Source organism: Bacillus sp. I-2 (assembly GCF_001974945.1).
GTDB classification, from domain to species: domain Bacteria; phylum Bacillota; class Bacilli; order Bacillales; family Bacillaceae; genus Bacillus; species Bacillus safensis.
The window spans coordinates 464,043-489,914 of sequence record NZ_LZRW01000011.1 but is presented as its reverse complement, the minus strand read 5'-3'; the positions used below and the strand labels follow the sequence as shown (position 1 = coordinate 489,914).

Here is a 25,872-nt window from a genome sequence, read left to right as displayed (position 1 = left end):
GGATTCACATCATGATAGAACTGATCATGAACGATATATTGGGCACACCTGCCATTCTCATCGGTTTGTTTGCACTAGCCGGTTTACTTTTGCAGAAAAAATCAGCCGCAGACACTGTGTCAGGCACCTTGAAAACAACCATGGGTTTCTTAATATTAGGAGCGGGCGCTACAGTCGTCTCTGATTCACTTGGGGTTTTTCGAAAGATGTTTGAAGCATCCTTTCACATTCAAGGGGTTGTCCCAAATACAGATGCTATGGCCGCCATTGCTCAAAAGGAATTCGGTACACAGACAGCACTCATCATGATTTTTGGTATGCTGGTCAATTTGTTACTTGCAAGATTCACACCCCTTAAATACGTCTTTTTGACTGGTCACCACACGTTGTATATGGCGGCGATGCTCGCCGTCGTTCTCTCGACAGCTGGCCTGCACGGGTGGCTGCTCATTTCCACTGGCTCAATGATATTAGGTGCAGCTATGGTCATTGCACCCGCAATCCTTCAACCGTTTACGAGGAAAGTCACCGGAAGCAATGATCTCGCGCTCGGACACTTCAGTACTTTCGGTTATTTTACTGCGGGAATGATCGGCAAATGGGTTGGATCTCCAGAAAAATCAACGGAAACCATTCAAGTGCCTAAATCACTCGGTTTTCTAAGAGATACATCTGTTGCCATTTCGATTACGATGGCTTTGCTGTTCTTTGCGATTGCACCGTTTGCAGGAATTCCTTATATAGAACAAATTAGCGGGGGCACGAACTTCGCTGTCTTCATTCTCATTCAGGCGATTACGTTTGCTGCTGGTGTGTACATTATTTTAGCAGGGGTACGGATGGCCATTGGCGAGATCGTGCCTGCGTTTAAAGGAATTGCCGATCGATTCGTGAAGGGGGCAAAGCCGGCACTTGATGCGCCAACCGTTTTTCCATTTGCGCCAAATGCGGTCATTATCGGTTTTTTATGCAGCTTTGCAGGAGGCATTGTATCCATTTTTCTTTTACCTTTGTTTGGTTTAACTGTCATTGTCCCTGGTCTTGTCCCGCACTTTTTTTGCGGTGCTACAGCAGGAGTGTATGGCAATGCAACAGGAGGGGTAAGAGGTGCTGTCGCTGGGGCCTTTGTAAATGGATTGCTTCTTTCCTTTTTACCTGCCTGTTTATTACCTGTGTTAGGAGCCCTTGGCTTTGAAGGGACAACGTTTGGAGATACAGACTTTGGTATCATCGGAATCTTGATTGGATTGATCAAGTTTTTATTTCAGCTGTAAAAAGGAGGAGCCTGAGAATGACAGCCATTTTTTCACCTTCACTGATGTGCATGGATCTAACGCACTTCCGTGAACAAATTCATCTTCTCAACACAAGAGCAGACCGGTACCATGTCGACGTGATGGATGGACATTATGTGAAGAATATTACGTTATCACCCTTTTTCATTGAACAGCTTCGGAAACTGACAAATTTACCGATTGATGTTCATCTAATGGCCGAACACCCGCAGGAATTTTTAATCGATGCATGTATTGATGCAGGCGCAACGATGATTTGTTTACACCCAGAAGTCGTGCAAAAAGATGCTTTTCGAATCATCCGGCATATTCATCAAAGAAAATGTGAGGTTGGCTTTGTTCTAAATCCCGCCACACCAGTTGCGGCGCTAGATTCCTTTATTCATTTAATAGACAGAGTGACGATCATGACGATCGATCCAGGCTTTGCCGGACAGCCTTTTATTAAAGAAATGCTTCAAAAAATTAAACAGGTGAGAGATATCAAAAAAAACGGAGGATACTCGTTTTCAATTGAAGTAGACGGCTCTTGTAATGAGAGCACATTCCGGCTGCTTGCTGAGGCTGGCAATGAGATCTACATCATCGGCACCTCAGGTTTATTTGGACTTCATAAAGAACTCGACACTGCTTGGGAAACAATGAAGCAAATATTTGCAAAAGAAACAGCCTCAATTGAATCACGTTAGTAAAAAAGAGGATGAAACCCATCCTCTTTTTTACGAAAATTTTACTAAAACACAATTCACTCACCAAAACTTACCCAAAAACAAAGTAAAAATCACAAATTCACAATTGAAAGCGCTTTATTTATATGTTATCCTTCAAATATCTTTAGTAAATATTTAGTCAAATAATAATGAGGAGTTTGCCTATGACCACACTCAAAGATATTGCTCATGATGCAAAAGTGTCCGTTTCCACTGTATCCCGTGTGTTAAATGGCGATCAAACACTGGCCGTTTCACACGCAACGAGACAAAACATCCTCGACATTGCTAAGAAGTTAAACTATACCCCAGTGAGAGCAAGAAAAGCCGATCAAGCAGAAGAAAAAAGGCCATCTGAATCCCCAGTCATCGGTGTCGTTGTCGCTCAATCCATTGACGAAGAATTAAATGATCCCTTTTTTTCATCGATTCGAAAAGGAATTGAAAAAGAATGTGCCAAACAAGACTTGTCCACTCTCCATACCTTTCGCCTAAGAAGCATGGATAAAGGGGCGATGCTAAAGGATATTGACGGTTTGATTGTCATTGGACGAATTAGCCCCGATACGGTTGAAAAAATGACAAATCGAATGGAACACATTGTTTTTATCAATCATTATGCAGATGAAGATTTGTATGATTGTGTACATGTGGACTTTGTCAGAGCGGCAGATCGTGCCATTCGTCATCTGCAATCTCTCGGCTATACACATCTAGGCTATATTGGCGGGAAAGAGCGGGAGCATTATTTCGAAGGTAATGCTGTGATTGAGGACGAAAGACAAACGACGTTTATGAAAAGAATGCAGGAGGCGGGAGCCCTTCATATGGAAGACATCCACATTGGTGAATACTCCATGCAAGAAGGCTATACGCTTATGCAGCAAGCGATCAAAAAGGGAAAACTGCCGCAAGCCTTTTTCATTGGAAGTGACTCTATGGCAATCGGCGCAATGCGCGCTTTGCATGAAGCCGGTCTACACGTACCTTCAGATGTATCCATTGTTGGGTTTAATGACATTGAAGCCGCGTCATTTTCAAGCCCGCCGCTTACGACCGTCAAAGTATATACAGAAGAAATGGGGGAAGTCGGTCTGAAGCTTTTGCTTGAGAGAATAAACGGAAGAAAACTTCCTCTAAAAGTCGTCGTGCCAACAACACTCATCGAGCGAGGCAGTACATGTCTCATCCATGAAAGGGGGTGAACCATAGATTTCAGCACACAAAAAAGAGACAAAAAAGCAGAAAGCAAGCTGCATAGCATGATGGCCAGATCATGCTGAACACAAGGCAGCCTGCCGGTATGCTCTCTTATCTCTTTGAAAAGAATAGAATTCCAGTATAATGGACTTCCTTTGTTTCCGCAACTGCATGAATTCTACCGATTATCGTCTGAATTTTCAGTGATTAAAAGGAGGAAACCATGAATAAAAAAATCATGCTGCTGACTGCAGCCATGTTCTTGACCATGATTTTGTCTGCTTGCGGTAATAACAGCTCATCTGAAGCAAATGGAAAGGTCACCTTGACGCTATTTTCAACGATGAGCAACAGCGGGGAAAGAAAAGCGTTTGAAGAAGTCATTCGCGAGTTTGAGAAGGAGCATGAGCAGATTCGAATCGATGCTAATTTCCCAGGCAACAGCTATGAAGATATGATCCGCGTCAAAATGGGAGCAAACGATATGCCAGACCTGTTTGATACACATGGCTGGGCCAAACTGCGCTATAGCGAGTATGTGGCTGATTTAAAAGAGATGGATTGGGTCAAACAGCTTGATCCTTCACTCGACCAGATTTTAAAAGACCAAGATGGGAAAGTGTACGCTTATCCGCTGAATCAAGCAAAAGACGGGCTTAGCTTTAATGCCAATCTATTAAAGGAATATGGTATAGAAGTCCCTAGAACACTTGATGAATTAAAATCTGCTTTGCTGACAGTGAAAGAAAAGAGCAAAGGAGAGGTTGTGCCGCTCTGGATACCAGGAGGAGATAACTCAAATATTGCCCAAGTCTTTGATGAGCTGGCGACGCCTTTATTAATCACCGATCAAAAGCATCAATACGGAAAGGAACTTGAAAACGGATCATTTGATTGGTCTCTCTATACACCGCTTGCACAATTCATGAAAGATCTGAAGGATCAAGACCTTTTAAACAAGGATGTCCTGACAGCGAAACTCTCTCAAGCGCCTGAACTCATGGCACAAAACAAAATCGCCTTCACCTTTGTCGGTGGATCTTTAGGACCTGAAGCAACAGAACTGAATTCATCGATCAAAGTAGGTACGATGCCTGTTCCAGCCATTCATGAAGGAGATGAACAAAGCTGGATTGGCGGAGAACGTTTTACTGTTGCTGCTTGGAAAGACTCTAAGCATATAAAAGAAGCAAAACAATTCATCGATTTTTTAGCAAAACCTGAAAACGCAAAAAAAATCGCAGAGGGCACATCCTCTGAAACAGCTCTAAAACAAGTGAAAGCGAAAAACTATTACTCTACATTTTACGATCAATACGAACAGGTGAAGATTGAACCGTATTTCGATCGAAAATACTTACCAAGCGGAATGTGGGCAGTCATGGCAACAACGGGTCAAGAATTATTAGCAGGCTCCATCACACCAGAACAGTTATCAAAGAAAATGGAAGAGGAATATAAGCGTCTGAAAAAACAATAGCTGATGGATGCTGAAACAGGAGTGAAGCCAATGAATGACATCACAAAAGCAAAGCAGCCAGCCGCATTCACCTCTTTACCAAAACAAAAGATACAAAAACGCCAGAATTCCTCACTTTGGTGGATGTACATGCCAGCTGTTCTCGTCGTCAGTACCTTTATCATTTATCCTTTTTTGAACGGCATTCTGCTTTCTTTTACAAATTGGAACGGTTTCTCACAAACTTATCAATGGATTGGTCTTGAGCAATATGAGCGGCTGCTTCAGGATCAAGCGACATGGCTTGTTGTCAAAAACACGCTTCTCTATGGAATTGGGAGCACCATCTTGCAAAATATCATCGGACTTGGATATGCTCTTTTATTAAATCAAAGCTTAAAGATGAAAGCCATCACAAGAACGGTCATCTATTTACCTGTCATGATCAGCCCGATTGCGATGGGCTATATTTGGTATTTTGTGTTTGCTTACCAAGGCGGTGCCTTAAATGATGTGGTGACACTTTTTGGATTTGATCAAATAAATGCGCTCGGCAACCCGGAATTAAACACATGGATCATTGTGCTTGTCAACACATATCAATTCGTCGGGATTGCCATGATCATTTATTTAGCAGGACTTCAAAGTATTCCTAAGGATTATTATGAATCGGCGCAATTAGACGGCGCATCGAGCTTCCAGCAATTCAGGCGGATTACATTGCCGCTGCTTATGCCGTCGATCACCATTAATGTTGTGCTGAATGTCATTGGCGGGCTCAAGCTCTTTGATGTCATTGTGGCACTCACGGGCGGCGGACCTGGAGATTCCTCGCAATCCATGTCGACCTTTATGTATGATCTGTATTTCAAACGTCAGGATGCAGGCTATGCAGCGACGCAAGGGGTATTCATGGCGGTCATCATCCTTGTCATTAGTGTCGCAGCGCTGATTTATTTCAAACGAAAGGAGACCGAGGTGTGATGGATAACGCCTATAAACGCAAGAAAAGATGGTACTCCGTCCTCGCACTATTGATCACATTGCTGCACCTCATTCCATTTTATATTTTGGTGACGACATCATTAAAGGGGATAGGAGATTTTAGTTCAAAATGGCTGTTTCCAAAAACGCTGCATCTTGAAAACTTCCGCACAGCATGGACAGAGGCTCAGCTTGGCCAGTCCTTTTTGAATACAGTGATCATTACGTTCAGTTCCGCTGTATTGCTCATTATCTTTGGATCTCTTGCAGCCTATCCGCTTGCAAGAAGGAACACAAGGCTGAATAAAGCGGTCTATGTTTTATTTATTGCCATTATGGTCATTCCACCACTCACAGCCCTTGTCCCGCTCTATAAAATGGTCGTTCAAATCGGGATGATGAATACCTATCAAATTGCTATTTTAAATAATGTCGCTGCTTTTTTGCCGCTGACAATTTTCTTATATGCAGGCTTTATCCGGTCGACAATTCCAAAGGAGCTTGAAGAAGCTGCCCGTATTGATGGAGCAGGGACACTCAGAGTTTTTTTCACTGTCGTTTTTCCGCTTCTGAAGCCCATTACCGCTTCTGTATTAATCATTGCCTGCGTGTATATTTGGAACGACTATCAATTTGCTATCTTCTTTTTGCAAGATAAAGAGATGCATACACTCACAGTCGCCTTATCCCATTTTTTTGGTCAAAATCAGCATCAGCTTCAGCTCGTTGGGGCAGCTGCACTCATTGCGATGCTGCCAATGGTCACGATGTTTTTACTTTTGCAAAAATATTTTATCGCAGGGCTTTCACAAGGCTCTGTCAAAGGCTAGCCCAATATGGATGTAAAAAGGAGAGTGTCTATGTCTAAAATTACATTTATCGGTGCAGGGAGTACCGTGTTTGCTAAAAATATATTAGGAGATTGTCTGTTTGTTCCCGCCCTTGCAGGCTTTGAATTTGCATTATATGATATCGACCACAACCGGCTGAAAGAATCAGAAACAATGCTGTCGCATTTAAAAGCAAATTACGGTGCAAACGTGACCATCCAGTCCTATCACAACCGGAAAGAAGCCTTACAGGATGCGAAATATGTCATCAATGCCATCCAAGTTGGAGGCTACCGTCCAAGTACTGTCATTGATTTTGAAATACCAAAAAAATACGGATTAAGACAAACGATTGCGGATACGGTAGGGATCGGTGGTATCTTCCGTGCCCTTCGGACGATTCCTGTCATGCTGGAATTTGCAAAGGACATGGAAGAGGTTTGCCCAAATGCTTTATTGTTAAATTACACGAACCCAATGGCCACTCTGACAGGTGCGATGCTGCGCTATACTCAGGTTCAAACGATTGGTCTCTGTCATAGTGTGCAAGTCTGTACAAAGGACCTATTTGAATCTCTTGAAATGGAACATGAAGGCATTGAAGAAAAAATTGCCGGCATTAATCATATGGCATGGTTATTAGAGGTAAAACGAGACGGAAAAGACTTGTATCCAGAAATCAAAAGACGAGCAAAAGAAAAGCAGCAATCGCGGCATCATGATATGGTTCGTTTTGAACTGATGGATAAATTCGGCTACTATGTCACAGAATCCTCAGAGCACAATGCCGAATACCATCCATATTTCATCAAATCAAGGTACCCAGAACTAATCGGTCAGTTTAACATTCCGCTCGATGAATACCCGAGACGCTGCGAGGAACAAATCAACAATTGGAATACAATGAAGCATGACCTTGTGGGAAACACACAGATCACACATACCCGGTCAAAAGAATATGGTTCCCGGATCATTGAAGCGATCGAAACGAACGTTCCTTTTAAATTTGGCGGAAATGTTCTGAACACTGGCAGGCTCATTGACAACCTGCCTGAAAAAGCCTGTGTAGAAGTACCGTGTGTGGCAGATCGAAGCGGCATTATGCCTTGCTATGTTGGAGAAATACCTGAACAATTGGCTGGACTCAATCGAACGAATATCAGCTCACAGCTGATGACAATTGAAGCAGCAATCAGCGGTAAAAAAGAACACATTTATCAAGCGGCTTTACTGGATCCACACACTAGCGCTGAACTATCAATTGATGACATCGTGAATCTTTGCGACGACCTCATTGAAGCGCATGGGGATATACTGCCAGCCTACAAAGGGACTACACAGTATAGCGCTTCATCATCATCGTCAAATTAATCATGTCAATCAATCTTTTTTAAAAAAATAGGAGTCGGTGAAAATCACAGGAAAAAGAGACAAATGAATGAATTGAAAGTTTGTTGACGCTTTCATCTGTTTTGCAAATAAAACACACTGTCTTCATAATGAAAGAATCCGAAAAACGAAGGAGTCATTCATTATGAAAACATATGCGAAAAAGTTTATTGAAGAACTAAAAGAATCCATGAAGCATTACGGTGAATCTATCATTAAAATTAAGTCAAATCTATAGAATAAGGAACAAGACCTGATGTGCAAATGCCATCAGGTTTTTTTATACAAAAAATCACAAATAAATAGAAAAAATTCAGAAAAATAATTGACTGAAAGCGCTTTTAATATTATGATTACCTCAAACTTAACCATTAGTTACCCAATTAATCACCACTACATTGGTTAACTCGTGATAAAGTTTGGTGGAAATAAAGATGATGAATAAAAGGATGGTGACAAACAACGTGTCTAAAGAAGAAATTTTATGGGGCATCGCGCCTATTGGATGGAGGAACGATGACATTCCAGCACTTGGCGCTGAAAACACACTATCTCATTTATTAAGTGATATTTGTGTCGCTGGTTTTGAAGGAACTGAAGCAGGTGGTTTCTTTCCAGAACCAGCTGTCTTGAATAAAGAACTAAAACTTCGCAATTTAAAAATAGCTGGAAAATGGTTTAGCAGTTACATGATACGAGATGGTTTAGCGGCTTCAATACAAGCATTCAAAAAGCATTGTCAGTACTTGCAAGACATTCATGCTAGTGTAGCTGTAGTCTCAGAGCAAACGTATTCCATTCAAAAAGAAAACATCAACATCTATCAGCATCAGCCATCTTTCACAGGTGAGGAATGGGCTCTGCTTTTAGAAGGTCTCAATGAATTAGGTCAAATAGCAAACAGTTATCATCTCAAACTAGTCTATCATCATCATCTCGGAACAGGGGTACAAACCTTATCAGATGTCACACGTCTTTTAGCTGGAACAGACCCTCGGTATGTTCACCTTCTATATGATACTGGACATATTTACGTATCAGATGGCGATTATTTATCCTTGCTCAAGCTGCATATCGACCGTATCCAGCACGTGCATTTTAAAGATGTGAGAAAAGAAGTGATGGAAAGCTGTCGTCAAAAAGAATTGTCTTTTTCAGAATCTTTCTTAAATGGACTGTTTACAGTACCTGGGGATGGCTGTATCGATTTTAATGAAGTATACCGTTTGTTAATCAGTCATGGCTATAAAGGGTGGATCGTCATTGAAGCTGAACAAAATCCTGCGATTGCCCATCCTTTAGAATATGCATTAAAGGCTCGTCAGTATATTGATGAAAACTTGGCTATTCATTCTTAAAGAGAACAGGAGAAAAGACCATGAACAAAAGTCAACAAACCAATTTAAGATCTATTATCCTAATTTCGACCTTTGGAGGACTTCTTTTTGGTTATGACACTGGTGTATTAAATGGTGCATTACCTTACATGTCTTTACCGAATCAGTTAAATTTAACAGCATTGATGCAAGGGATTGTGACAAGTGCATTATTATTAGGTGCAGCATTAGGTGCAGTCATATGCGGACGTTTATCAGACAGGTTCGGACGCCGTAAAACTATTTTTTACTTAGCCGCTCTATTCTTTTTTTCTACATTAGGATGTACTGTATCACCAAACGCTGAAGTAATGGTCTTATTCCGATTCTTATTAGGGCTTGCAGTTGGAGGAGCTTCAGTCATAGTTCCAGCCTTTTTAGCTGAAATCTCTCCAGCAGAAAATCGCGGAAGAATCGTCACACAAAATGAACTGATGATCGTATCCGGTCAATTACTTGCTTTTACCTGTAATGCATTGATTGGAAATTTATTTGGAGAGAACCCGTATGTATGGCGCATCATGCTACCAATTGCGGCGATTCCAGCCATTATTTTATTCTTCGGTATGCTAAAAGTGCCAGAAAGCCCAAGATGGCTTGTAACAAAGGGGAAAAACAAAGAAGCACTTCAAGTACTTCACCGCATTCGCTCAAAAGGAGCGGCGAAAACAGAGTTGCTCGAAATAGAGAACGCTTACAGGGAAGAAGTGAATTTAGATAAAGCGACTTTAAAAGATTTATCCACGCCTTGGATTAGGCGGCTTGTGTTTATCGGCATAGGAATTGCGGTTGTACAGCAGTTCACAGGAGTTAATTCCATCATGTATTACGGAACAGAAATTTTAAAAGATGCAGGTTTCGAAACGAAAGCAGCTCTAATTGGGAATATCGGGAATGGTGTTATCTCTGTCCTTGCTACATTTGTTGGAATTTGGCTGCTTGGCAAAATAGGACGTCGCCCTATGTTAATTTCAGGCTTGATTGGAACAACCTTCACATTACTGTCTATCGGCATTTGCTCTAATCTTTTTGCAGGAACAGCCTTTCTTCCATATTTGATTTTATTTTTGACGATTACATTTCTTGCATTCCAGCAAGGCGCCATCTCTCCTGTCACTTGGCTCATGCTGTCAGAAATTTTTCCTCTTCGGCTGCGGGGGCTTGGTATGGGGGTAAGTGTATTTTGTCTATGGATGGTGAACTTTTTAATTGGTTTGACGTTCCCAATATTACTTGCTCAGATCGGCCTCTCGATGACTTTCTTCGTTTTTGTCGCTTTCGGAGTCCTGTCTATTTTGTTTGTGGTGAAGTGCTTACCGGAAACAAAAGGGCTGACACTTGAAGAACTAGAAATGAATTTTCGTAAGCACGATCAAACATCAATTGACATCACAACAGATCATCAAACACTGTCTTAAATAAAAGGGATGAAAACAAAGATGGTGTCGAACCAATTTGTGAAAATGGAGTTTCAACAGTAAGGAGTGTTCAATAGATGACCGTAATAGATTCAAAGCTCATTTCAATGAAAAGCATACTGCATGAAGCAAAACAAAAACAATATGCAGTAGGACAAATGAATATCAATGGTTTGCAATGGGTGAAAGCCATCTTACTTGCGGCAAAAGAGGAGCGATCTCCTATCATTTTAGCAGCATCTGACCGGCTCATTGATTATTTAGGCGGCTTTCACACGATTGTAGGCATGGTTGAAGGGTTAATGAAAGATTTGGAGATCAGTGTCCCAGTTTCTTTACATTTAGATCATGGCATGACTGTCTCTCGGTGCAAAGCTGCCATTGATGCAGGATTTAGCTCAGTCATGATAGACGGCTCTTCCTATCCTCTTTCACAAAATATTGCCATGACAAAAGAAGTTGTTCATTATGCCTCTAAAAGAGGTGTATCTGTCGAAGCTGAAGTTGGCTCTGTTGGAGGAATGGAAGATGGCTTGGTAGGAAATATCATCTATGCTGATCCATACGAATGTGTGCGCCTTGTTAGAGAAACAGGAATTGATGCCTTGGCCGCAGCACTCGGTTCAGTGCATGGCCCTTATCAAGGAGAACCGAAGCTAGGATTTGATGAGATGAAGCAAATAGCTGAACTCACAGACGTTCCGCTTGTCTTACACGGCGGTTCAGGCATTCCTGTTGATCAGATTCAAAGGGCTATCTCACTTGGTCATGCAAAAATCAATGTCAACACTGAATGCTTGGAAGCTTGGAATCAAGCTGTCCGAGCTCAACTAACTAAAAACAAAGCAACCAATGATCCACAAACAATTTTAACACCTGGTACAGAAGCCATTAAACAAGCTGTCAAGATGAAAATCCAACAATTTGGATCAAGTCAGCGTGTTTGATCACATCTAGCAGACACTCCCATAGATAAGATGAAAAGGAAGATGAAGCATGATAAAAACGAAAAGAATCCAGCAAATAAAAGAATATGTGATCCAACATCAGTCTGTCTCGTTAGATGATCTTGTCACAACCTTTGGGGTGTCAAAAAATACGATTAGGCGAGACGTTCAAAAGCTCGTTGAAGAAGGACATATCCAAAAGGTTTATGGGGGAGTAGCAGCCAATCATGCAAGGCTTGAATCATTTCATGACAGACAAACACGAAACCAACTTCAAAAAAGATGGATTGCAAAAGATGCGGCTCAATTAGTAGATGATGGCGATGTCATTTTTATTGACTCTGGTACCACAACATTAGAAATGATTCATTTTATAAAAGAAAAGGAATTAACGGTTGTCACGAACAACTTAGACTTTATTGTACAAGCATTGCCTTACACTCAGCTTCAAGTCATTTCAACTGGCGGCCTATTAGAGCGGAAAACGAAATCATTTTCCAGCATTACTAATACAAATGATGTACTTCAATACAACTTCGATAAAGTGTTTATGGCCTCAACAGGGGTCTCTATTTCAAATGGAGTAACAAATTCATCGCCAGTAGAAACAAGCATGAAGGAAATGGTCGTCAAAAAAGGGAGAGAAGTGATTCTATTAGTAGATCATACAAAATTCAATAAATATGCGATGTTGACATATTGCCAGCTGGATGAAATCGACTACTTAATCACTGACGATTCTCTGGATACCTCCTACACAACCTTTTTCAAAAAGAATCATATCAAATGGATCGTTGCTCCTTCGCAAGATGAAAGTCAGCAAACTTTAACATGAAGGAACATATCAAAAATATTTTCAGATAAGGCAGGGGAAAAAATGGACACAATCAGATTAACGGTGAGTCAAGCATTGGTCAAATTTTTAAATGCCCAGTACGTTGAATATGACGGTGAAAAAAAGCCTTTTATCAAAGGAATCTTTACTATTTTCGGTCACGGTAATGTGTTGGGGCTCGGTCAAGCCCTTCAAGAAAACCCTGGAAGGCTCGAGGTATATCAAGGAAGAAATGAACAAGGGATGGCACATGCTGCAACGGCTTTCGCAAAACAAAAGCAACGTAAACAAGTAATGGCCTGCACCTCATCCGTTGGGCCTGGCTCTGCCAATATGATCACAGCTGCTGCAACGGCAACAGCGAATCAAATTCCACTTTTGCTTTTCCCAAGTGATGTCTTTGCCACACGACAGCCAGACCCAGCACTTCAGCAGATTGAGCAAACATATGACTTGAGTTTATCGACGAATGATGCCTTTCGGGCTGTGAGTAAATACTGGGACCGGGTTTCAAGACCAGAACAGCTCATGTCCGCACTGATTAACGCCATGCGTGTTTTAACAAATCAAGCAGATACTGGTGCGGTCACAATTTCGCTTCCTCAAGATGTTCAAGGAGAAGCATGGGATTACCCGCTGTCTTTTTTTCAAGAGCGGACGCATTTTTTAGACAGATATACACCTTCAGCAAGAAGTATTCAAGAAGCAGCGGCACTCATTCGTAAGAAAAAGAAGCCTTTCTTGATTTTAGGCGGAGGGGTGCGTTACTCAGAGGCGGCTGACGAGTTTGTCCAATTTGCTGAAACTTTTCATATACCCTTTAGTGAAACACAAGCTGGTAAAAGCTGTGTTGAAAGCAGCCACCCATTAAATGTGGGCGGACTTGGTGTCACTGGCAATAGCGCTGCCAATGAACTCGCTCAGAAGGCTGACCTTATTATTGGCGTCGGCACTAGATTTACAGACTTTACAACATCATCTAAACGGCTATACGCAGACAGTGATGTTTTAACGATCAATCTATCCGATTATCATGCATCTAAATTAGATGCAACAACAGTCATTTCTGATGCGAAGATGGCACTCCTTGCATTAAAGGATGAACTAGCAAACTATCAAACAGGTTATCAAAATGAAATCAAAGAAGCAAAGCAGCACTGGGAACAAGAATTACATCGGCTTCATCATATTCAGTACACTGAAACAGGCTTTACACCTGAAATCAAAAGCCACTTTGATCATGAATTAGATGAATATAAGGAAAAACTTCATACAACGCTACCTCAAACGACTGTACTTGGCTGTTTAAACGAATGGATTCCATCTGACGCCATTATTACATGTGCTGCAGGCAGTCTCCCAGGAGATTTACAGAGAATGTGGGTGACAAAAGAGCGAAACACATATCACCTTGAATATGGATACTCTTGTATGGGCTACGAAATTGCTTCTGCACTTGGAGTGAAAATGGCTGAACCAACTAAAGAAGTGTATGCCTTAACAGGTGATGGCAGTTATTTAATGCTGCATAGTGAACTTGTCACAAGCATTCAAGAGGGCTATAAAATGAATATCATTCTTTTTGACAACTCCGGTTTTGGCTGTATTAATAATTTGCAAATGGGCCATGGAATGGACAGTTTTGCGACTGAATTTCGAAAAAGAAACAAGAAAACAGGACAGCTTGATGGAGAGATTATGAGAATCAATTTTGCACAATCAGCAAAAGGTTATGGAGCAAAAACATATGAAGTTCATACACTCGATGAACTGAAATCTGCGCTTGAAGATGCTAAAAAGCAGACAGTCAGTACCCTGATTGATGTGAAGGTACTTCCAAAAACTATGACAGCAGGTTACGGTGACTCATGGTGGAACGTAGGTATCTCAGAAATCTCTGATAAAGAACAGATCAAAAAAGAATATGAAGAAAAACAGCAAAAATTAAAACAAGCAAGACAATATTAAGAAGAGCTACATGAAAGGTGTGTGCATAATGGCTGATTTAATTGTACCGAAACAAAAAAGAGACAAAGAGGGAAAGGTGCTGAGCATCACACCTCAATCAGCAGGTTGGACCTATATTGGCTTTGAGGTGTACACATTGGCAAAAGGGGAAAACCTTCGTAAAAAAACAGGTGAAAATGAGGTGTGCATTGTCATTCTCTCAGGTAAACTTCATCTCCAAACGAAAGAAAAGACATGGAAAGAAATTGGGGAACGAATGAATGTTTTCGAGAAAACACCTCCTTTCTCCATTTATATACCAAACGATGATCATTACGAAATTGAAGCCATAACAGATATTGAGATTGCCGTTTGTAGTGCACCTGGAAAAGGAACATATCCAGCTCGTCTCATTCTTCCTGAACGAGTAGAGGTTGAACATAGAGGTGCTGGTAATATTGCAAGACAGGTTCACAACATTTTACCTGAACATGAACCAGCTGACCACCTGCTTGTTGTGGAAGTATTTACACCGGAAGGAAACTGGTCGAGCTATCCGCCGCATAAACATGATCAAGATAATTTACCGTACGAATCTTATTTAGAAGAAACGTATTATCACAAAGTAAACCCAGAACAAGGTTTTGTTTTACAAAGAGTATATACAGATGATCTTTCACTAGATGAGACAATGGCTGTAAGAGATAGTTCCGCCGTTCTTGTACCAAAAGGATATCACCCTGTGTCAGCACCACCAGGCTATGAAATCTATTATTTGAATGTCATGGCAGGTCCAGTGAGAACTTGGAAGTTTCATAACAATGCTGAACATGAATGGGTGATGAAAAACAAATTGAGTATGAAAAGGGAGGGACGCTGATGCTAGACTTAACATTTAAACAAGATCGGCAGCTTGATGTTATTGCAATGGGAAGATTATGTATTGATTTAAATGCGAACGAACTGAATCGGCCGATGGAAGAGACGATGACTTTCACAAAATACGTCGGGGGGTCTCCAGCCAACATTGCCATTGGTTTAGCAAGGCTCGGTATGAAATCTGGATTCATTGGAAAAGTCGCTAACGATCAGATGGGACGTTTTGCAACAAGCTACTTGGAAAAGAACAACATCAATACAGACGGCATTGTCATAGATCAATCTGGTGCTGTCACGGGTCTTGCTTTTACTGAGATTAAGAGTCCCGAAGAATGCAGTATTTTAATGTACCGAGACAATGTAGCAGATTTAAAAATCGATGTCCAAGAAGTATCTGAACAATATATCAAAAAGGCGAAAGCCTTACTCATCTCAGGCACTGCGCTAGCAAAAAGTCCATCAAGAGAAGCAGTATTTGTGGCACTTGATTATGCACGTAAGCATCACGTAACTGTCTTCTTTGACCTGGATTATCGTCCATACACTTGGCAAACCGAGCAAGAAACAGCGATTTATTACAATTTAGCTGCTGAAAAATCAGACGTGATCATCGGCACAAGAGAAGAGTTTGATATGATGGAAAAACTCATAGCAGATGGACCGTCAAATGATGAATTAACCGCCAAAAAATGGTTTTCACACCATGCCAAAATCGTTGTTATTAAACATGGGGGTGATGGTTCCATCGCTTATACGCCGGATGGACAGTCATATCGAGGCGGCATCTTTAAAACAAAGGTCCTCAAAACATTCGGAGCGGGTGATTCATATGCTTCAGCCTTTATTTATGGACTGATGAACAACATGTCCATTGAAGAAGCTATGCGTTTTGGAAGCGCTTCTGCCTCCATCGTAATTTCTAAGCATAGTTCATCAGATGCCATGCCCACAGTTAAAGAAATCAAAGACTTTATGATCGAAACAAAAGTTGAACAATCACAACCAATTTAATCGTAGAGGAGAGAATACCATGGCTAAAACAACTGTCAAAACATTAAAAAATTATATTGGAGGAGAATGGGTAAATGCTGAAACAAGTCAAACTGAACCCGTTTATAATCCAGCAACAGGGAAAATCATTGCAGAAGTTCCCCTATCAACAAAAGGAGATGTAGAACGAGCAGTTCAAGCAGCAAAAGAAGCGTTTTCCAGCTGGTCTAAAACCCCTGTACCAAGACGTGCACGTATTCTCTTTAAATATCAGCAATTATTAGTCGAAAAATGGGAAGAATTAGCCGAACTGGTTACGCTCGAAAATGGAAAAAGCTTAACTGAAGCACGCGGAGAAGTACAGCGAGGCATTGAATGCGTCGAATTCGCAGCCGGTGCCCCAACTTTAATGATGGGAAAACAGCTGCCAGATATTGCGACTGGACTTGAATCAGGCATGTACCGCTATCCTATTGGCGTCATTGGCGGCATTACGCCATTTAACTTTCCAATGATGGTTCCTTGCTGGATGTTCCCGCTTGCCATTGCCTGCGGAAATACGTTTGTCTTAAAACCTTCAGAACGTACGCCTGTTCTTGCGGCACGGTTAGCAGAGCTATTTGAAGAAGCGGGTCTTCCAAAAGGTGTTCTTAACATAGTCAATGGGGCTCACGATGTCGTTAACGGTCTGCTTGAACATCAAAAGGTCAAAGCCATATCGTTTGTCGGCTCTCAGCCAGTCGCAGAATATGTCTATAAAAAAGGAACAGAGCATGGCAAACGTGTCCAAGCACTTGCAGGGGCTAAAAATCACTCCATTGTCCTAAAAGACGCAGATATAGATGCAGCCGTCAAACAAATTGTTGGTGCTGCCTTTGGCTCTGCTGGAGAAAGATGTATGGCTGCAGCTGTTGTCACAGTAGAAGAAGATATCGCTGACGAGCTCATTCAAAAATTAATCGCTGAATCCAATCAGATGGTCATTGGAAATGGTATGAATGAAGATGTTTTCCTCGGCCCGGTCATTCGGGAAAGTCACAAAGAACGAACGCTTCAATATATTCAATCAGGTATTGAAGAAGGAGCGAGTCTCATTCGTGATGGCCGCAAAGATCGTGAAACAGAGGGAGAAGGATACTTTATCGGACCGACTATTTTTGATCATGTAACAAAAGAAATGAAAATTTGGCAGGACGAAATTTTCGCTCCCGTTTTATCCATTGTTCGCGTTTCATCGCTTGCTGATGCTATTGAAATTGCCAATGAGTCTAAATTTGCAAATGGTGCCTGCCTTTACACTGATAGTGCATCAAGTGTGAGGGAATTCCGCGAGAATATTGATGCAGGCATGTTAGGTATTAATGTCGGTGTTCCAGCACCAATGGCATTTTTCCCATTCTCAGGTTGGAAAGATTCATTCTATGGCGACCTGCACGCAAATGGCACGGACGGTGTTGAATTTTATACTAGAAAGAAAATGGTCACCGCTCGTTATATGTAATACAACATACTCCTATCAACTTCAAAACAGCTGTGCGAAAAAGCACAAATACAGGAGGTAACAAGATGGAATTAAAGATTGGTGTTATTGGTATAGGTGCCATTGGTCAAGATCATATGAAGCGAATTACAAATACGCTGTCTAAAGGAAGAGTGGTGGCTGTTACTGATGTGAACAGACAGCAGGCAAAAGCCATCGTAGATGCATTCAGCCTTGATGCACGTATTTATGAGGATGGCCATCAACTCATTCAATCAAATGAGGTAGATGCCGTTATCGTCACATCATGGGGGCCGACACATGAAGAATATGTGTTAGCTGCTATTGAAGCTAATAAACCTGTTTTTTGTGAAAAACCACTTGCAACCACAGCAGAAGGCTGCATTCGTATAGTCGAGGCTGAAATGAAGAAAGGGAAATTACTCGTACAGGTTGGATATATGCGCCGGTACGATTCGGGATATCGCGCTTTAAAACAAGTACTGGATGAAGGACAAGTAGGTGAACCATTAATAATTCATGCTGCACATAGAAACCAAACCGTCCCTGACACATATACAGGAGATATGTCAATTGTCGATACATTCATTCATGAAATCGATGTCCACCGCTGGTTACTAAATGATGAATACGTATCCGTACAAGTCATTGCACCTAAAAAAACGCAGCAAGCTGCTGAGCACTTACAAGATCCTTTAATAGTGATTATGAAAACGCAACAAGGAACCATCATCAATGGCGAAATATTCGTTCATTGTCAGTACGGCTATGACATTCAGTGTCAAATTGTCGGTGAAAAAGGGATTGCAAGTCTGCCTGATCCTGCCAGTGTCGTTTTGCATAGTCAGGCAACACGATCTACAAATATCTTAACAGACTGGCAGCATCGATTTAAAGCAGCCTATGACGAAGAATTGCAGGATTGGATCAATTCCTCCTTAAAAGGAGAAGTAAATGGACCTACTGCTTGGGATGGATATGTAGCTGCCGTAACAGCAGATGCTTGTCTTAAAGCAAAGGCAACTGGTGAGACAACACCAATCCATCTCCAAGAACGTCCAGCCTTTTATCATCAATCATTTGTCCCTGAAAAAGTATAATCAATTCAAAAGAAGAGGCTGCTGAAAGCAGTCTCTTTTTCATTCCAAAAAAGAAAAAATGCAGCTCCATCATGGGAGACTGCATTTTTTGTTGTCTTCTAGTCAAAAAGTAAGGGTTTTCATCGTGATTCCAGCAAGGATTTGCACTAGAAATCATTCTTTCTATTCATTCTTCATCAGTACCTATCAACATATTTTGAAATTGGGCCTAAACCCCAATATTAGGAAGATGAAAACAGGAGGAAATGAAACGATGAGGACGAGGATGAAGTGCGGCGTTGGTTTATTGATTTTTGCTTTGGTACTGAGTTGTTTACCGGTATATGATGCGAGTGCGGCAAGCACAACAATTGCAAAACGTGTAGGAAATGCAAACCCGCTCATAGACCACCACTTGGGCGCTGATCCGTTTGCGCTCACCTATAACGGAAGAGTGTACATTTATATGTCGAGTGATGACTATGAATATCACAGCAACGGAACGATTAAGGATAATTCTTTTGCCAATTTGAATAGGGTCTTCGTCATCTCTTCAGCAGATATGGTGAATTGGACAGATCATGGCGCGATTCCAGTAGCCGGTGCAAATGGAGCAAATGGCGGCAAAGGGATCGCTAAATGGGCAGGTGCTTCCTGGGCTCCATCAGCGGCAGTGAAAAAAATCAATGGGAAAGATAAATTTTTCCTTTATTTCGCGAACAGCGGCGGAGGGATTGGTGTTCTGACAGCAGACTCCCCAATCGGCCCATGGACAGATCCTATCGGAAAAGCGCTCGTCACGCCAAATACACCAGGAATGTCTGGGGTTGTATGGCTGTTTGATCCAGCCGTTTTTGTAGATGATGACGGCACTGGGTATTTATATGCCGGTGGAGGTGTACCAGGCGGTTCTAATCCAACGCAGGGACAATGGGCCAATCCGAAAACAGCAAGAGTCTTAAAACTAGGGCCTGATATGACAAGTGTTGTGGGCAGCGCCTCGACCATTGATGCTCCTTTTATGTTTGAAGACTCAGGGATGCATAAGTATAACGGAACCTATTACTATTCCTATTGCATCAACTTTGGCGGCTCCCACCCAGCAGATAAACCACCTGGTGAGATCGGTTATATGACGAGCTCAAGTCCGATGGGTCCCTTTACGTATAGAGGGCACTTCCTGAAAAATCCGGGTGCATTTTTCGGTGGAGGCGGTAACAACCATCATGCTGTGTTCAATTTTAAAAACGAGTGGTATGTCGTGTATCATACCCAAACGGTCAGCTCTGCCTTATACGGGGCAGGAAAAGGCTACAGATCTCCACATATAAATAAGCTTGTGCATAATGCTGACGGCTCCCTTAGAGAGGTTGCAGCCAATTTTGAAGGGGTCAAACAGCTTTCCAACCTGAATCCTTATCAGCGGGTAGAAGCTGAAACATTCGCATGGAATGGACGCATTTTGACAGAGGCCTCTTCAGCTCCAGGCGGACCGGTCAATAACCAGCATGTCACAAACATTCAAAACGGAGATTGGGTTGCAGCCAGTAACGTCGATTTCGGATCAAACGGTGCAAGAACATTTAAAGCGAATGTAGCATCAAATGCAGGCGGAAAAATAGAAGTACGCCTCGGAAGCCCTGACGGCAGACTCGTCGGGACACTAAATGTCCCTTCCACAGGCGGAACAAACAATTGGCGAGAAGTAGAAACGACAGTAAACGGAGCAGCTGGCGTGCACAACGTATTTTTTGTCTTTACTGGAACAGGTTCAAACCTATTTCAGTTTGATTCCTGGCGGTTTACTCAATAACAAAGGATGACAAAATGATAGGAGAGTGGAAAAATTTGATGTCAATGATCAAAAAACCAATCTGTACTTTATTGATCTGCTTCACCATGCTGTCTGTCATGTTCATCGGACCTGGCGTCACTGAAGTTTCAGCAGCAGATGCCAATATTAATATCAATGCAGAAAGACAAGTGATTCGCGGCTTTGGCGGAATGAACCACCCGGCTTGGATTGGTGATTTGACCGCACCTCAAAGGGAAACCGCTTTTGGCAATGGGCAGAATCAATTAGGGTTTTCCATTCTAAGAATTTTTGTAGATGAGAACAGAAATAATTGGCACAGAGAGGTCGCCACAGCCAAAAGAGCAATAGAGCATGGAGCTTTAGTGATCGCTTCACCTTGGAATCCTCCAAGCCATATGGTCGAGACTTTCAACCGTAATGGTACAACTGCAAAGCGTCTGAGATACAATCAATACGCTGCATATGCTCAGCATCTGAACGATTTTGTGACGTATATGAAAAATAATGGCGTCAATCTCTATGCGATATCCGTACAAAACGAGCCCGATTATGCACATGAATGGACTTGGTGGACTCCTCAGGAAATCCTGCGTTTCATGAGAGAAAATGCCGGCTCCATTAATGCCCGCGTGATTGCACCAGAATCCTTTCAATACCTTAAAAATATATCAGATCCTATCTTAAATGATCCGCAGGCGCTAGGAAATATGGACATTCTCGGAGCCCATTTGTACGGAACCCAAATCAGCCAGCTTCCGTATCCTCTGTTCAAACAAAAAGGAGGGGGGAAGGAGCTTTGGATGACAGAGGTCTACTACCCGAACAGCGATAACAATTCAGCGGACCGCTGGCCTGAGGCATTAGGGGTTTCAGAGCATATTCACCATTCGATGGTAGAAGGGGACTTTCAGGCATATGTTTGGTGGTACATCCGCAGATCCTACGGCCCTATGAAGGAAGATGGCCTTATCAGTAAACGCGGTTACAACATGGCGCATTTCTCCAAATTTGTACGCCCAGGATACGTCAGAATTGATGCAACGAAAAGTCCTGAACCAAATGTTTTCGTATCTGCCTACAAAGGAAACAATCAGGTCGTCATTGTCGCGATTAACAAAAACAATACAGGAGTCAATCAGCACTTTGTGATGCAAAATGGAACTGCTTCACAAGCATCAAGATGGATTACGAGCAGCAACAGCAACCTTCAGCCGGGTACAGACTTAAATATATCAGGTAATCAATTTTGGGCTCATCTCCCGGCTCAAAGTGTGACAACATTTGTAGTCAAACGCTAAAAAATCAATTGAATCACCAAAAGCCAATTTTCTCATTTCAAAAGAAAATTGGCTTTTTTTATGCAAATAGGAAGTTGATTTTCTCACTATGTTCTTACATTGGGTATAATAATGGCAATGACTTCAGGAGAGTGATCAATGTATGCCAAAGCATCAAAGCAAAGTATTAATGATCGATGACGAAAAAGAAATTTTGGAATTAATCAACACAGTATTAACAAGAGAAGGCATTGATCGCGTTATAACAGCTTCAACTGCCCGTGATGGGCTCACGAAATTTCATCAAGAACAGCCCGATCTTGTCATACTTGATATTATGCTGCCAGACGGTGAAGGCTATGATATTTGCAGACAAATCAGAGAGACCTCCCATGTTCCGATTATCTTTTTATCAGCAAAAGGAGAGGAATCAGACAAAATTGTAGGACTTGCTATCGGCGGGGATGACTACATTACAAAACCGTTCAGCCCAAAGGAAGTCGCCTACAGGGTGAAAGCGCAGCTGAGACGGCTCTCATACTTGCAGTCATCTCAAGCCGATCCCGTGATCAAAAAAGGGCCGTTTGAATTAAACGAGCAGCAAGCAGAACTGACGAAAAACGGCGCGGTCATTGAGCTCACGCCGAAAGAACTTCTGCTGATGACCTACTTCTTGCAGCATCCGAACCGCATCATCAGTAAAGAAACACTTTATCAAACTGTTTGGGGGGAAGACTTCTTCGGTTCTGACAATACAGTGATGGTTCATATCCGAAGACTTCGGGAAAAAATAGAAAATTCCCCGTCAACACCAGAGTTTCTCGTCACAGTCAAAGGGCTTGGCTATAAATTTGTTGTAAAGGATGCGTAAGGATGAAATGGCGATTAACAGGCAGATATATGGTCTCTGTCATTATCGTGACCATAATCACGGTCTTTATCAACTTATTCGTATTTATGATTTGGCTCGTACTTCAGGCAAACAGCCAGCATAACGAGGAAAATACGCCTGAAACCTTTACAAGATCATTTGAACAATACATCTCTTTTTCTGGTCAAGGGATAACCGTAAACAAAGAAGGGCAGAAAGCCTTAAAACAACAGAATGCATGGATTCAAATTTTAGACGAAAATGGACAGGACGTGTATCATGCGCAGGCACCTAAAGGATTAAAGAATAAATATACACCGATAGACATCGTGAACTTACATAAATATAAAGATAAGCAATTATTATCGACTATTTATGCTGGCGGAAAAAAAGTAAAGGGCAAAGAATACAGTTACTTTATCGGATTTAAAGACCCTTCCATTGGAAAATACCTATTCTCGTTTGACACGAAGGATTTAGTAACAAGATTCAATATCGGGACGATGATTTTATTATCAATTGATGCCATTATAGCGTTACTCATTGGTTACTTATTCAGCCGGCAGCTCACAAAACCGCTCGGCCGTGCCATTCATAGCATCCAGCGGCTGGCAAACGGAGATTACACGACAAATCTGCCTGCTAAAGGAATTTATAAAGATGTCTTCTATAATGTCAATCACTTATCAGAGCAGCTCGCTTCAAGCAAAAAAGAAAAAGACAAACTAGAGCAAATGCGTGAAGAATGGATCAGCCATATTTCTCATGATATTAAAACGCCGCTCGCTTCTATTCAAGGCTATGCAGAAATCATGAAAGACCCAAAGTATCCTCTTTCAAAGCAAGACATCAGACATTACGCGGGCATCATTGAGAATAAATCATTGTATATCAAAGATGTCATGGAGGATCTGAATTTAACGACAAGGCTGAAAAATAACGGCGTCATGCTCAATAAAGAGCTGGTCAACATTGTGTCACTGCTGCGGGAAACGTTAATTGATATTTTGAACGATTCAAGATATGTGGATCAGACGATTGAGCTTCAAACGAATGAAGACAAACTCATGCTGAATATTGATAAAATCCTCATTCGAAGAGCGGTCACCAATCTGATTTTAAATGCCCTCGTTCACAATGATCCTGATGTGACGATCATTGTACAGCTTGAACAAAAAGAAAAAACCCATATCACGATTAAAGACAACGGCAGAGGAATAGAAGAGGCAGAGCTGGAAAAAGTGTTTGACCGCTATTACAGGGGGACGAATACAGGAGTTTCACATGCTGGCTCTGGTCTTGGGATGGCCATTGCAAAGGATATTATCGTCAAGCACGGCGGGGACATCACGATCCGCAGCAGTGTAGGGAAAGGAACAACAATTGATATCCAAATACCAGCATAAAAATAGACAAAAAAACGGTTCTGATCAACAACAGAACCGTTTTTTTCACCTATATTATTTATTCTGAAAATACTTTGATGCCTTTCACAATGTTCCAAATGAAGAAGTAGATGGCAACAAGGAATGTCACTGCATATGTCGCAATTAAGAAAGGCCCCGCATGGCTGATATCTTTCATACCAAGTAAACCTGAACCAAGGATGCCAATACCAAAAATCAAATAAGGGATGACATGCGTCCATAATGATTTTTTCGCATGATATTTCACTTCGTCCTGACCTAAGAAATAGACGATAATTGGGAACAAAAATGGTGCGAAAAAGATACTGAAGTAACATAATGATGACAAGACTTTATTTCCTTTCATAACGTTTCACCTCTATGATTTATTCACTACAAACACATTGTACTACCTCAACCTTAATCCGTATTAATCTGAACCTTACAGCAACCTTAAAAATGTTTACCTTTTAAAATAATTTATAAACGACATACTTTAATATAGGTATTTAAATCTATTTTACCGAAAAAAATAGTTGACTTTGGTTTATCCTGTGTTTACAATAAAATCGTAACCGATGCAGGAGTGTTACTGATATCATCAGGCACCACCAAGTCAGGTAAACATGTTGTACATTTGTACGTTGTTTGCTGAGATTTTGGTGTTTTTTTTATGCTTTTTTAGCAGTTTTAGGTAAGGTGGGATGAAGATGTTCACCGTCGTTAAAGTTTTAAACAATAATATCGTATTAGCTCTAACAGACACTCAAAATGAAGTAGTTGTTTTTGGTACAGGAATAGGCTTTAAGAAGAAAAAGGGTGATACACTTGATGAGAGCGCTATCAGTAAGACATTTTATTCTGATCAGACGTCTCCATTAGAATCTCAACTTGCCGCTATCCCAACTGATATTCTTTTATTAACTGAAAAAATCATTCATATGGGCGAAGAGATGTTGAATAAAAAATTAGGTTCTAGCATGCTGTTTTCGCTATCTGATCATCTTACCTTTTCAATTCAAAGGCATCAAGAAAAAATGGAATATGAAAACCCTATTGTGTGGGAAATTCCACATCTATATTATCAAGAATATCAAATTGGGAAAAAAGCACTTAAAATTATCCAAAAAATGATGGGGATTACTTTTCATGATACAGAGGCTTCACTCATTGCCCTTCATTTTGTAAACGCTCAAATAGATGGTCAGTCTATGGGAGATACGATCAAAATGACCCATCTCACGAAGGAAATCGTTAAGATTATTCAAAACATTTTCGAGATGGTATTAGATAAATCATCGATAGATTATTCGAGGTTTATCACTCATTTGAGATATTTTATTGTCAGACAAGAAACAAATCAACCGCCGCAGCAAATGGATGATTCATTAAAAGAATTAATTCAGGATCGGTATATGAAGAGCTATGCATGCGGTTTAATTATTAAAGAAATGTTAAAGCGGGAATTCAATTGGAATGTCACGGAAGACGAACTTGTTTTTCTAGTCATTCATATTGAAAGAATTACAAAGAAACATCAACAAAATAAATGATTTCTTTTAGGCGTGTTATGAAAAAGCATTAACCTAAACAAATCTCCATTTAGAAGTCTTTCTAATGGTGGATTTTGTTTAGGTTTTTTTTGTGAAAATGAAGGGGTGAA

The 25,872-nt window shown here is 41.2% G+C and carries 22 protein-coding genes; 21 read left to right on the top strand and 1 reads right to left on the bottom strand.

Features of this window, described 5'->3' with window-relative positions:
• Positions 1–11 precede the first annotated feature (11 nt).
• The 20 genes from BAE31_RS05940 to BAE31_RS05845 all read left to right on the top strand — a co-directional run bounded on the left by BAE31_RS05940 (position 12) and on the right by BAE31_RS05845 (position 24,209).
• Positions 12–1,274 (top strand): PTS ascorbate transporter subunit IIC, encoded by a 1,263-nt coding sequence (locus BAE31_RS05940; protein WP_076839771.1) that lies wholly within the window; start codon positions 12–14, stop codon positions 1,272–1,274.
• Positions 1,275–1,291: 17 nt separating this feature from the next.
• Entirely contained in the window at positions 1,292–1,984 is a 693-nt protein-coding gene (alsE, locus tag BAE31_RS05935) for a D-allulose 6-phosphate 3-epimerase (protein ID WP_076839769.1), read from the top strand.
• Between the two features lie 185 nt (positions 1,985–2,169).
• Positions 2,170–3,210 (top strand): LacI family DNA-binding transcriptional regulator, encoded by a 1,041-nt coding sequence (locus BAE31_RS05930; protein WP_076839767.1) that lies wholly within the window; start codon positions 2,170–2,172, stop codon positions 3,208–3,210.
• Between the two features lie 218 nt (positions 3,211–3,428).
• The gene (locus BAE31_RS05925) at positions 3,429–4,685 is read left to right on the top strand and encodes an ABC transporter substrate-binding protein (RefSeq protein ID WP_076839766.1); all 1,257 of its coding nucleotides are present in this window, start codon (positions 3,429–3,431) and stop codon (positions 4,683–4,685) included.
• 30 nt (positions 4,686–4,715) lie between these two features.
• Positions 4,716–5,648, top strand: coding sequence for a carbohydrate ABC transporter permease (locus tag BAE31_RS05920; RefSeq protein WP_041109782.1), 933 nt, complete (start codon positions 4,716–4,718; stop codon positions 5,646–5,648).
• Positions 5,648–6,478, top strand: a complete 831-nt coding sequence (locus BAE31_RS05915) for a carbohydrate ABC transporter permease (protein ID WP_076839764.1) — start codon at positions 5,648–5,650, stop codon at positions 6,476–6,478. The genes BAE31_RS05920 and BAE31_RS05915 overlap by 1 nt, the downstream gene beginning before the upstream one ends.
• Before the next feature lie 30 nt (positions 6,479–6,508).
• Positions 6,509–7,849: an alpha-glucosidase/alpha-galactosidase gene (gene melA, locus BAE31_RS05910; RefSeq protein ID WP_076839762.1), complete on the top strand. Its 1,341-nt coding sequence runs from the start codon at positions 6,509–6,511 to the stop codon at positions 7,847–7,849.
• A gap of 482 nt (positions 7,850–8,331) precedes the next feature.
• On the top strand, positions 8,332–9,225 hold the full coding sequence (gene iolE / locus BAE31_RS05905) for a myo-inosose-2 dehydratase (protein ID WP_025093201.1): 894 nt from the start codon (positions 8,332–8,334) through the stop codon (positions 9,223–9,225).
• Positions 9,226–9,245: 20 nt separating this feature from the next.
• The gene (locus BAE31_RS05900; protein ID WP_041109309.1) at positions 9,246–10,661 is read left to right on the top strand and encodes a sugar porter family MFS transporter; all 1,416 of its coding nucleotides are present in this window, start codon (positions 9,246–9,248) and stop codon (positions 10,659–10,661) included.
• 77 nt (positions 10,662–10,738) lie between these two features.
• Complete coding sequence (gene fba / locus BAE31_RS05895) at positions 10,739–11,608, top strand: class II fructose-1,6-bisphosphate aldolase (RefSeq protein WP_041109307.1); 870 nt, start codon at positions 10,739–10,741, stop codon at positions 11,606–11,608.
• Between the two features lie 49 nt (positions 11,609–11,657).
• The gene (locus BAE31_RS05890; protein WP_041109305.1) at positions 11,658–12,443 is read left to right on the top strand and encodes a DeoR/GlpR family DNA-binding transcription regulator; all 786 of its coding nucleotides are present in this window, start codon (positions 11,658–11,660) and stop codon (positions 12,441–12,443) included.
• A gap of 42 nt (positions 12,444–12,485) precedes the next feature.
• Positions 12,486–14,411, top strand: a complete 1,926-nt coding sequence (gene iolD, locus BAE31_RS05885) for a 3D-(3,5/4)-trihydroxycyclohexane-1,2-dione acylhydrolase (decyclizing) (RefSeq protein WP_076839760.1) — start codon at positions 12,486–12,488, stop codon at positions 14,409–14,411.
• Between the two features lie 28 nt (positions 14,412–14,439).
• On the top strand, positions 14,440–15,270 hold the full coding sequence (gene iolB / locus BAE31_RS05880) for a 5-deoxy-glucuronate isomerase (RefSeq protein WP_076839759.1): 831 nt from the start codon (positions 14,440–14,442) through the stop codon (positions 15,268–15,270).
• Positions 15,270–16,280 carry a 5-dehydro-2-deoxygluconokinase gene (gene iolC / locus BAE31_RS05875; RefSeq protein ID WP_041109301.1) on the top strand — a complete coding sequence of 337 codons (1,011 nt, stop codon included), beginning with the start codon at positions 15,270–15,272 and terminating at the stop codon, positions 16,278–16,280. Before iolB ends, iolC begins: the two co-directional genes overlap by 1 nt.
• Positions 16,281–16,299: 19 nt before the next feature.
• Positions 16,300–17,760 carry a CoA-acylating methylmalonate-semialdehyde dehydrogenase gene (locus BAE31_RS05870; protein ID WP_076839757.1) on the top strand — a complete coding sequence of 487 codons (1,461 nt, stop codon included), beginning with the start codon at positions 16,300–16,302 and terminating at the stop codon, positions 17,758–17,760.
• A 65-nt stretch (positions 17,761–17,825) separates the two neighbouring features.
• On the top strand, positions 17,826–18,860 hold the full coding sequence (gene iolG, locus BAE31_RS05865) for a bifunctional inositol 2-dehydrogenase/D-chiro-inositol 1-dehydrogenase (RefSeq protein WP_076839755.1): 1,035 nt from the start codon (positions 17,826–17,828) through the stop codon (positions 18,858–18,860).
• 253 nt (positions 18,861–19,113) lie between these two features.
• Positions 19,114–20,652, top strand: a complete 1,539-nt coding sequence (locus BAE31_RS05860; RefSeq protein ID WP_076839754.1) for a glycoside hydrolase family 43 protein — start codon at positions 19,114–19,116, stop codon at positions 20,650–20,652.
• Between the two features lie 35 nt (positions 20,653–20,687).
• Positions 20,688–21,953, top strand: a complete 1,266-nt coding sequence (gene xynC, locus BAE31_RS05855; protein ID WP_025093211.1) for a glucuronoarabinoxylan endo-1,4-beta-xylanase XynC — start codon at positions 20,688–20,690, stop codon at positions 21,951–21,953.
• A gap of 142 nt (positions 21,954–22,095) precedes the next feature.
• Entirely contained in the window at positions 22,096–22,803 is a 708-nt protein-coding gene (locus BAE31_RS05850) for a response regulator transcription factor (RefSeq protein WP_041109294.1), read from the top strand.
• Positions 22,804–22,805: 2 nt separating this feature from the next.
• Entirely contained in the window at positions 22,806–24,209 is a 1,404-nt protein-coding gene (locus BAE31_RS05845) for a sensor histidine kinase (protein WP_076839752.1), read from the top strand.
• 58 nt (positions 24,210–24,267) lie between these two features.
• Here BAE31_RS05845 and BAE31_RS05840 read toward each other — a convergent pair whose 3' ends face one another.
• Positions 24,268–24,576 carry a magnetosome magnetite crystal formation protein family gene (locus tag BAE31_RS05840; RefSeq protein WP_041109292.1) on the bottom strand — a complete coding sequence of 103 codons (309 nt, stop codon included), beginning with the start codon at positions 24,574–24,576 and terminating at the stop codon, positions 24,268–24,270.
• 343 nt (positions 24,577–24,919) lie between these two features.
• Between BAE31_RS05840 and BAE31_RS05835 the strand changes: the two genes are divergently transcribed.
• Positions 24,920–25,762: a PRD domain-containing protein gene (locus BAE31_RS05835; RefSeq protein WP_076839751.1), complete on the top strand. Its 843-nt coding sequence runs from the start codon at positions 24,920–24,922 to the stop codon at positions 25,760–25,762.
• The last annotated feature ends 110 nt before the right edge of the window (positions 25,763–25,872 follow it).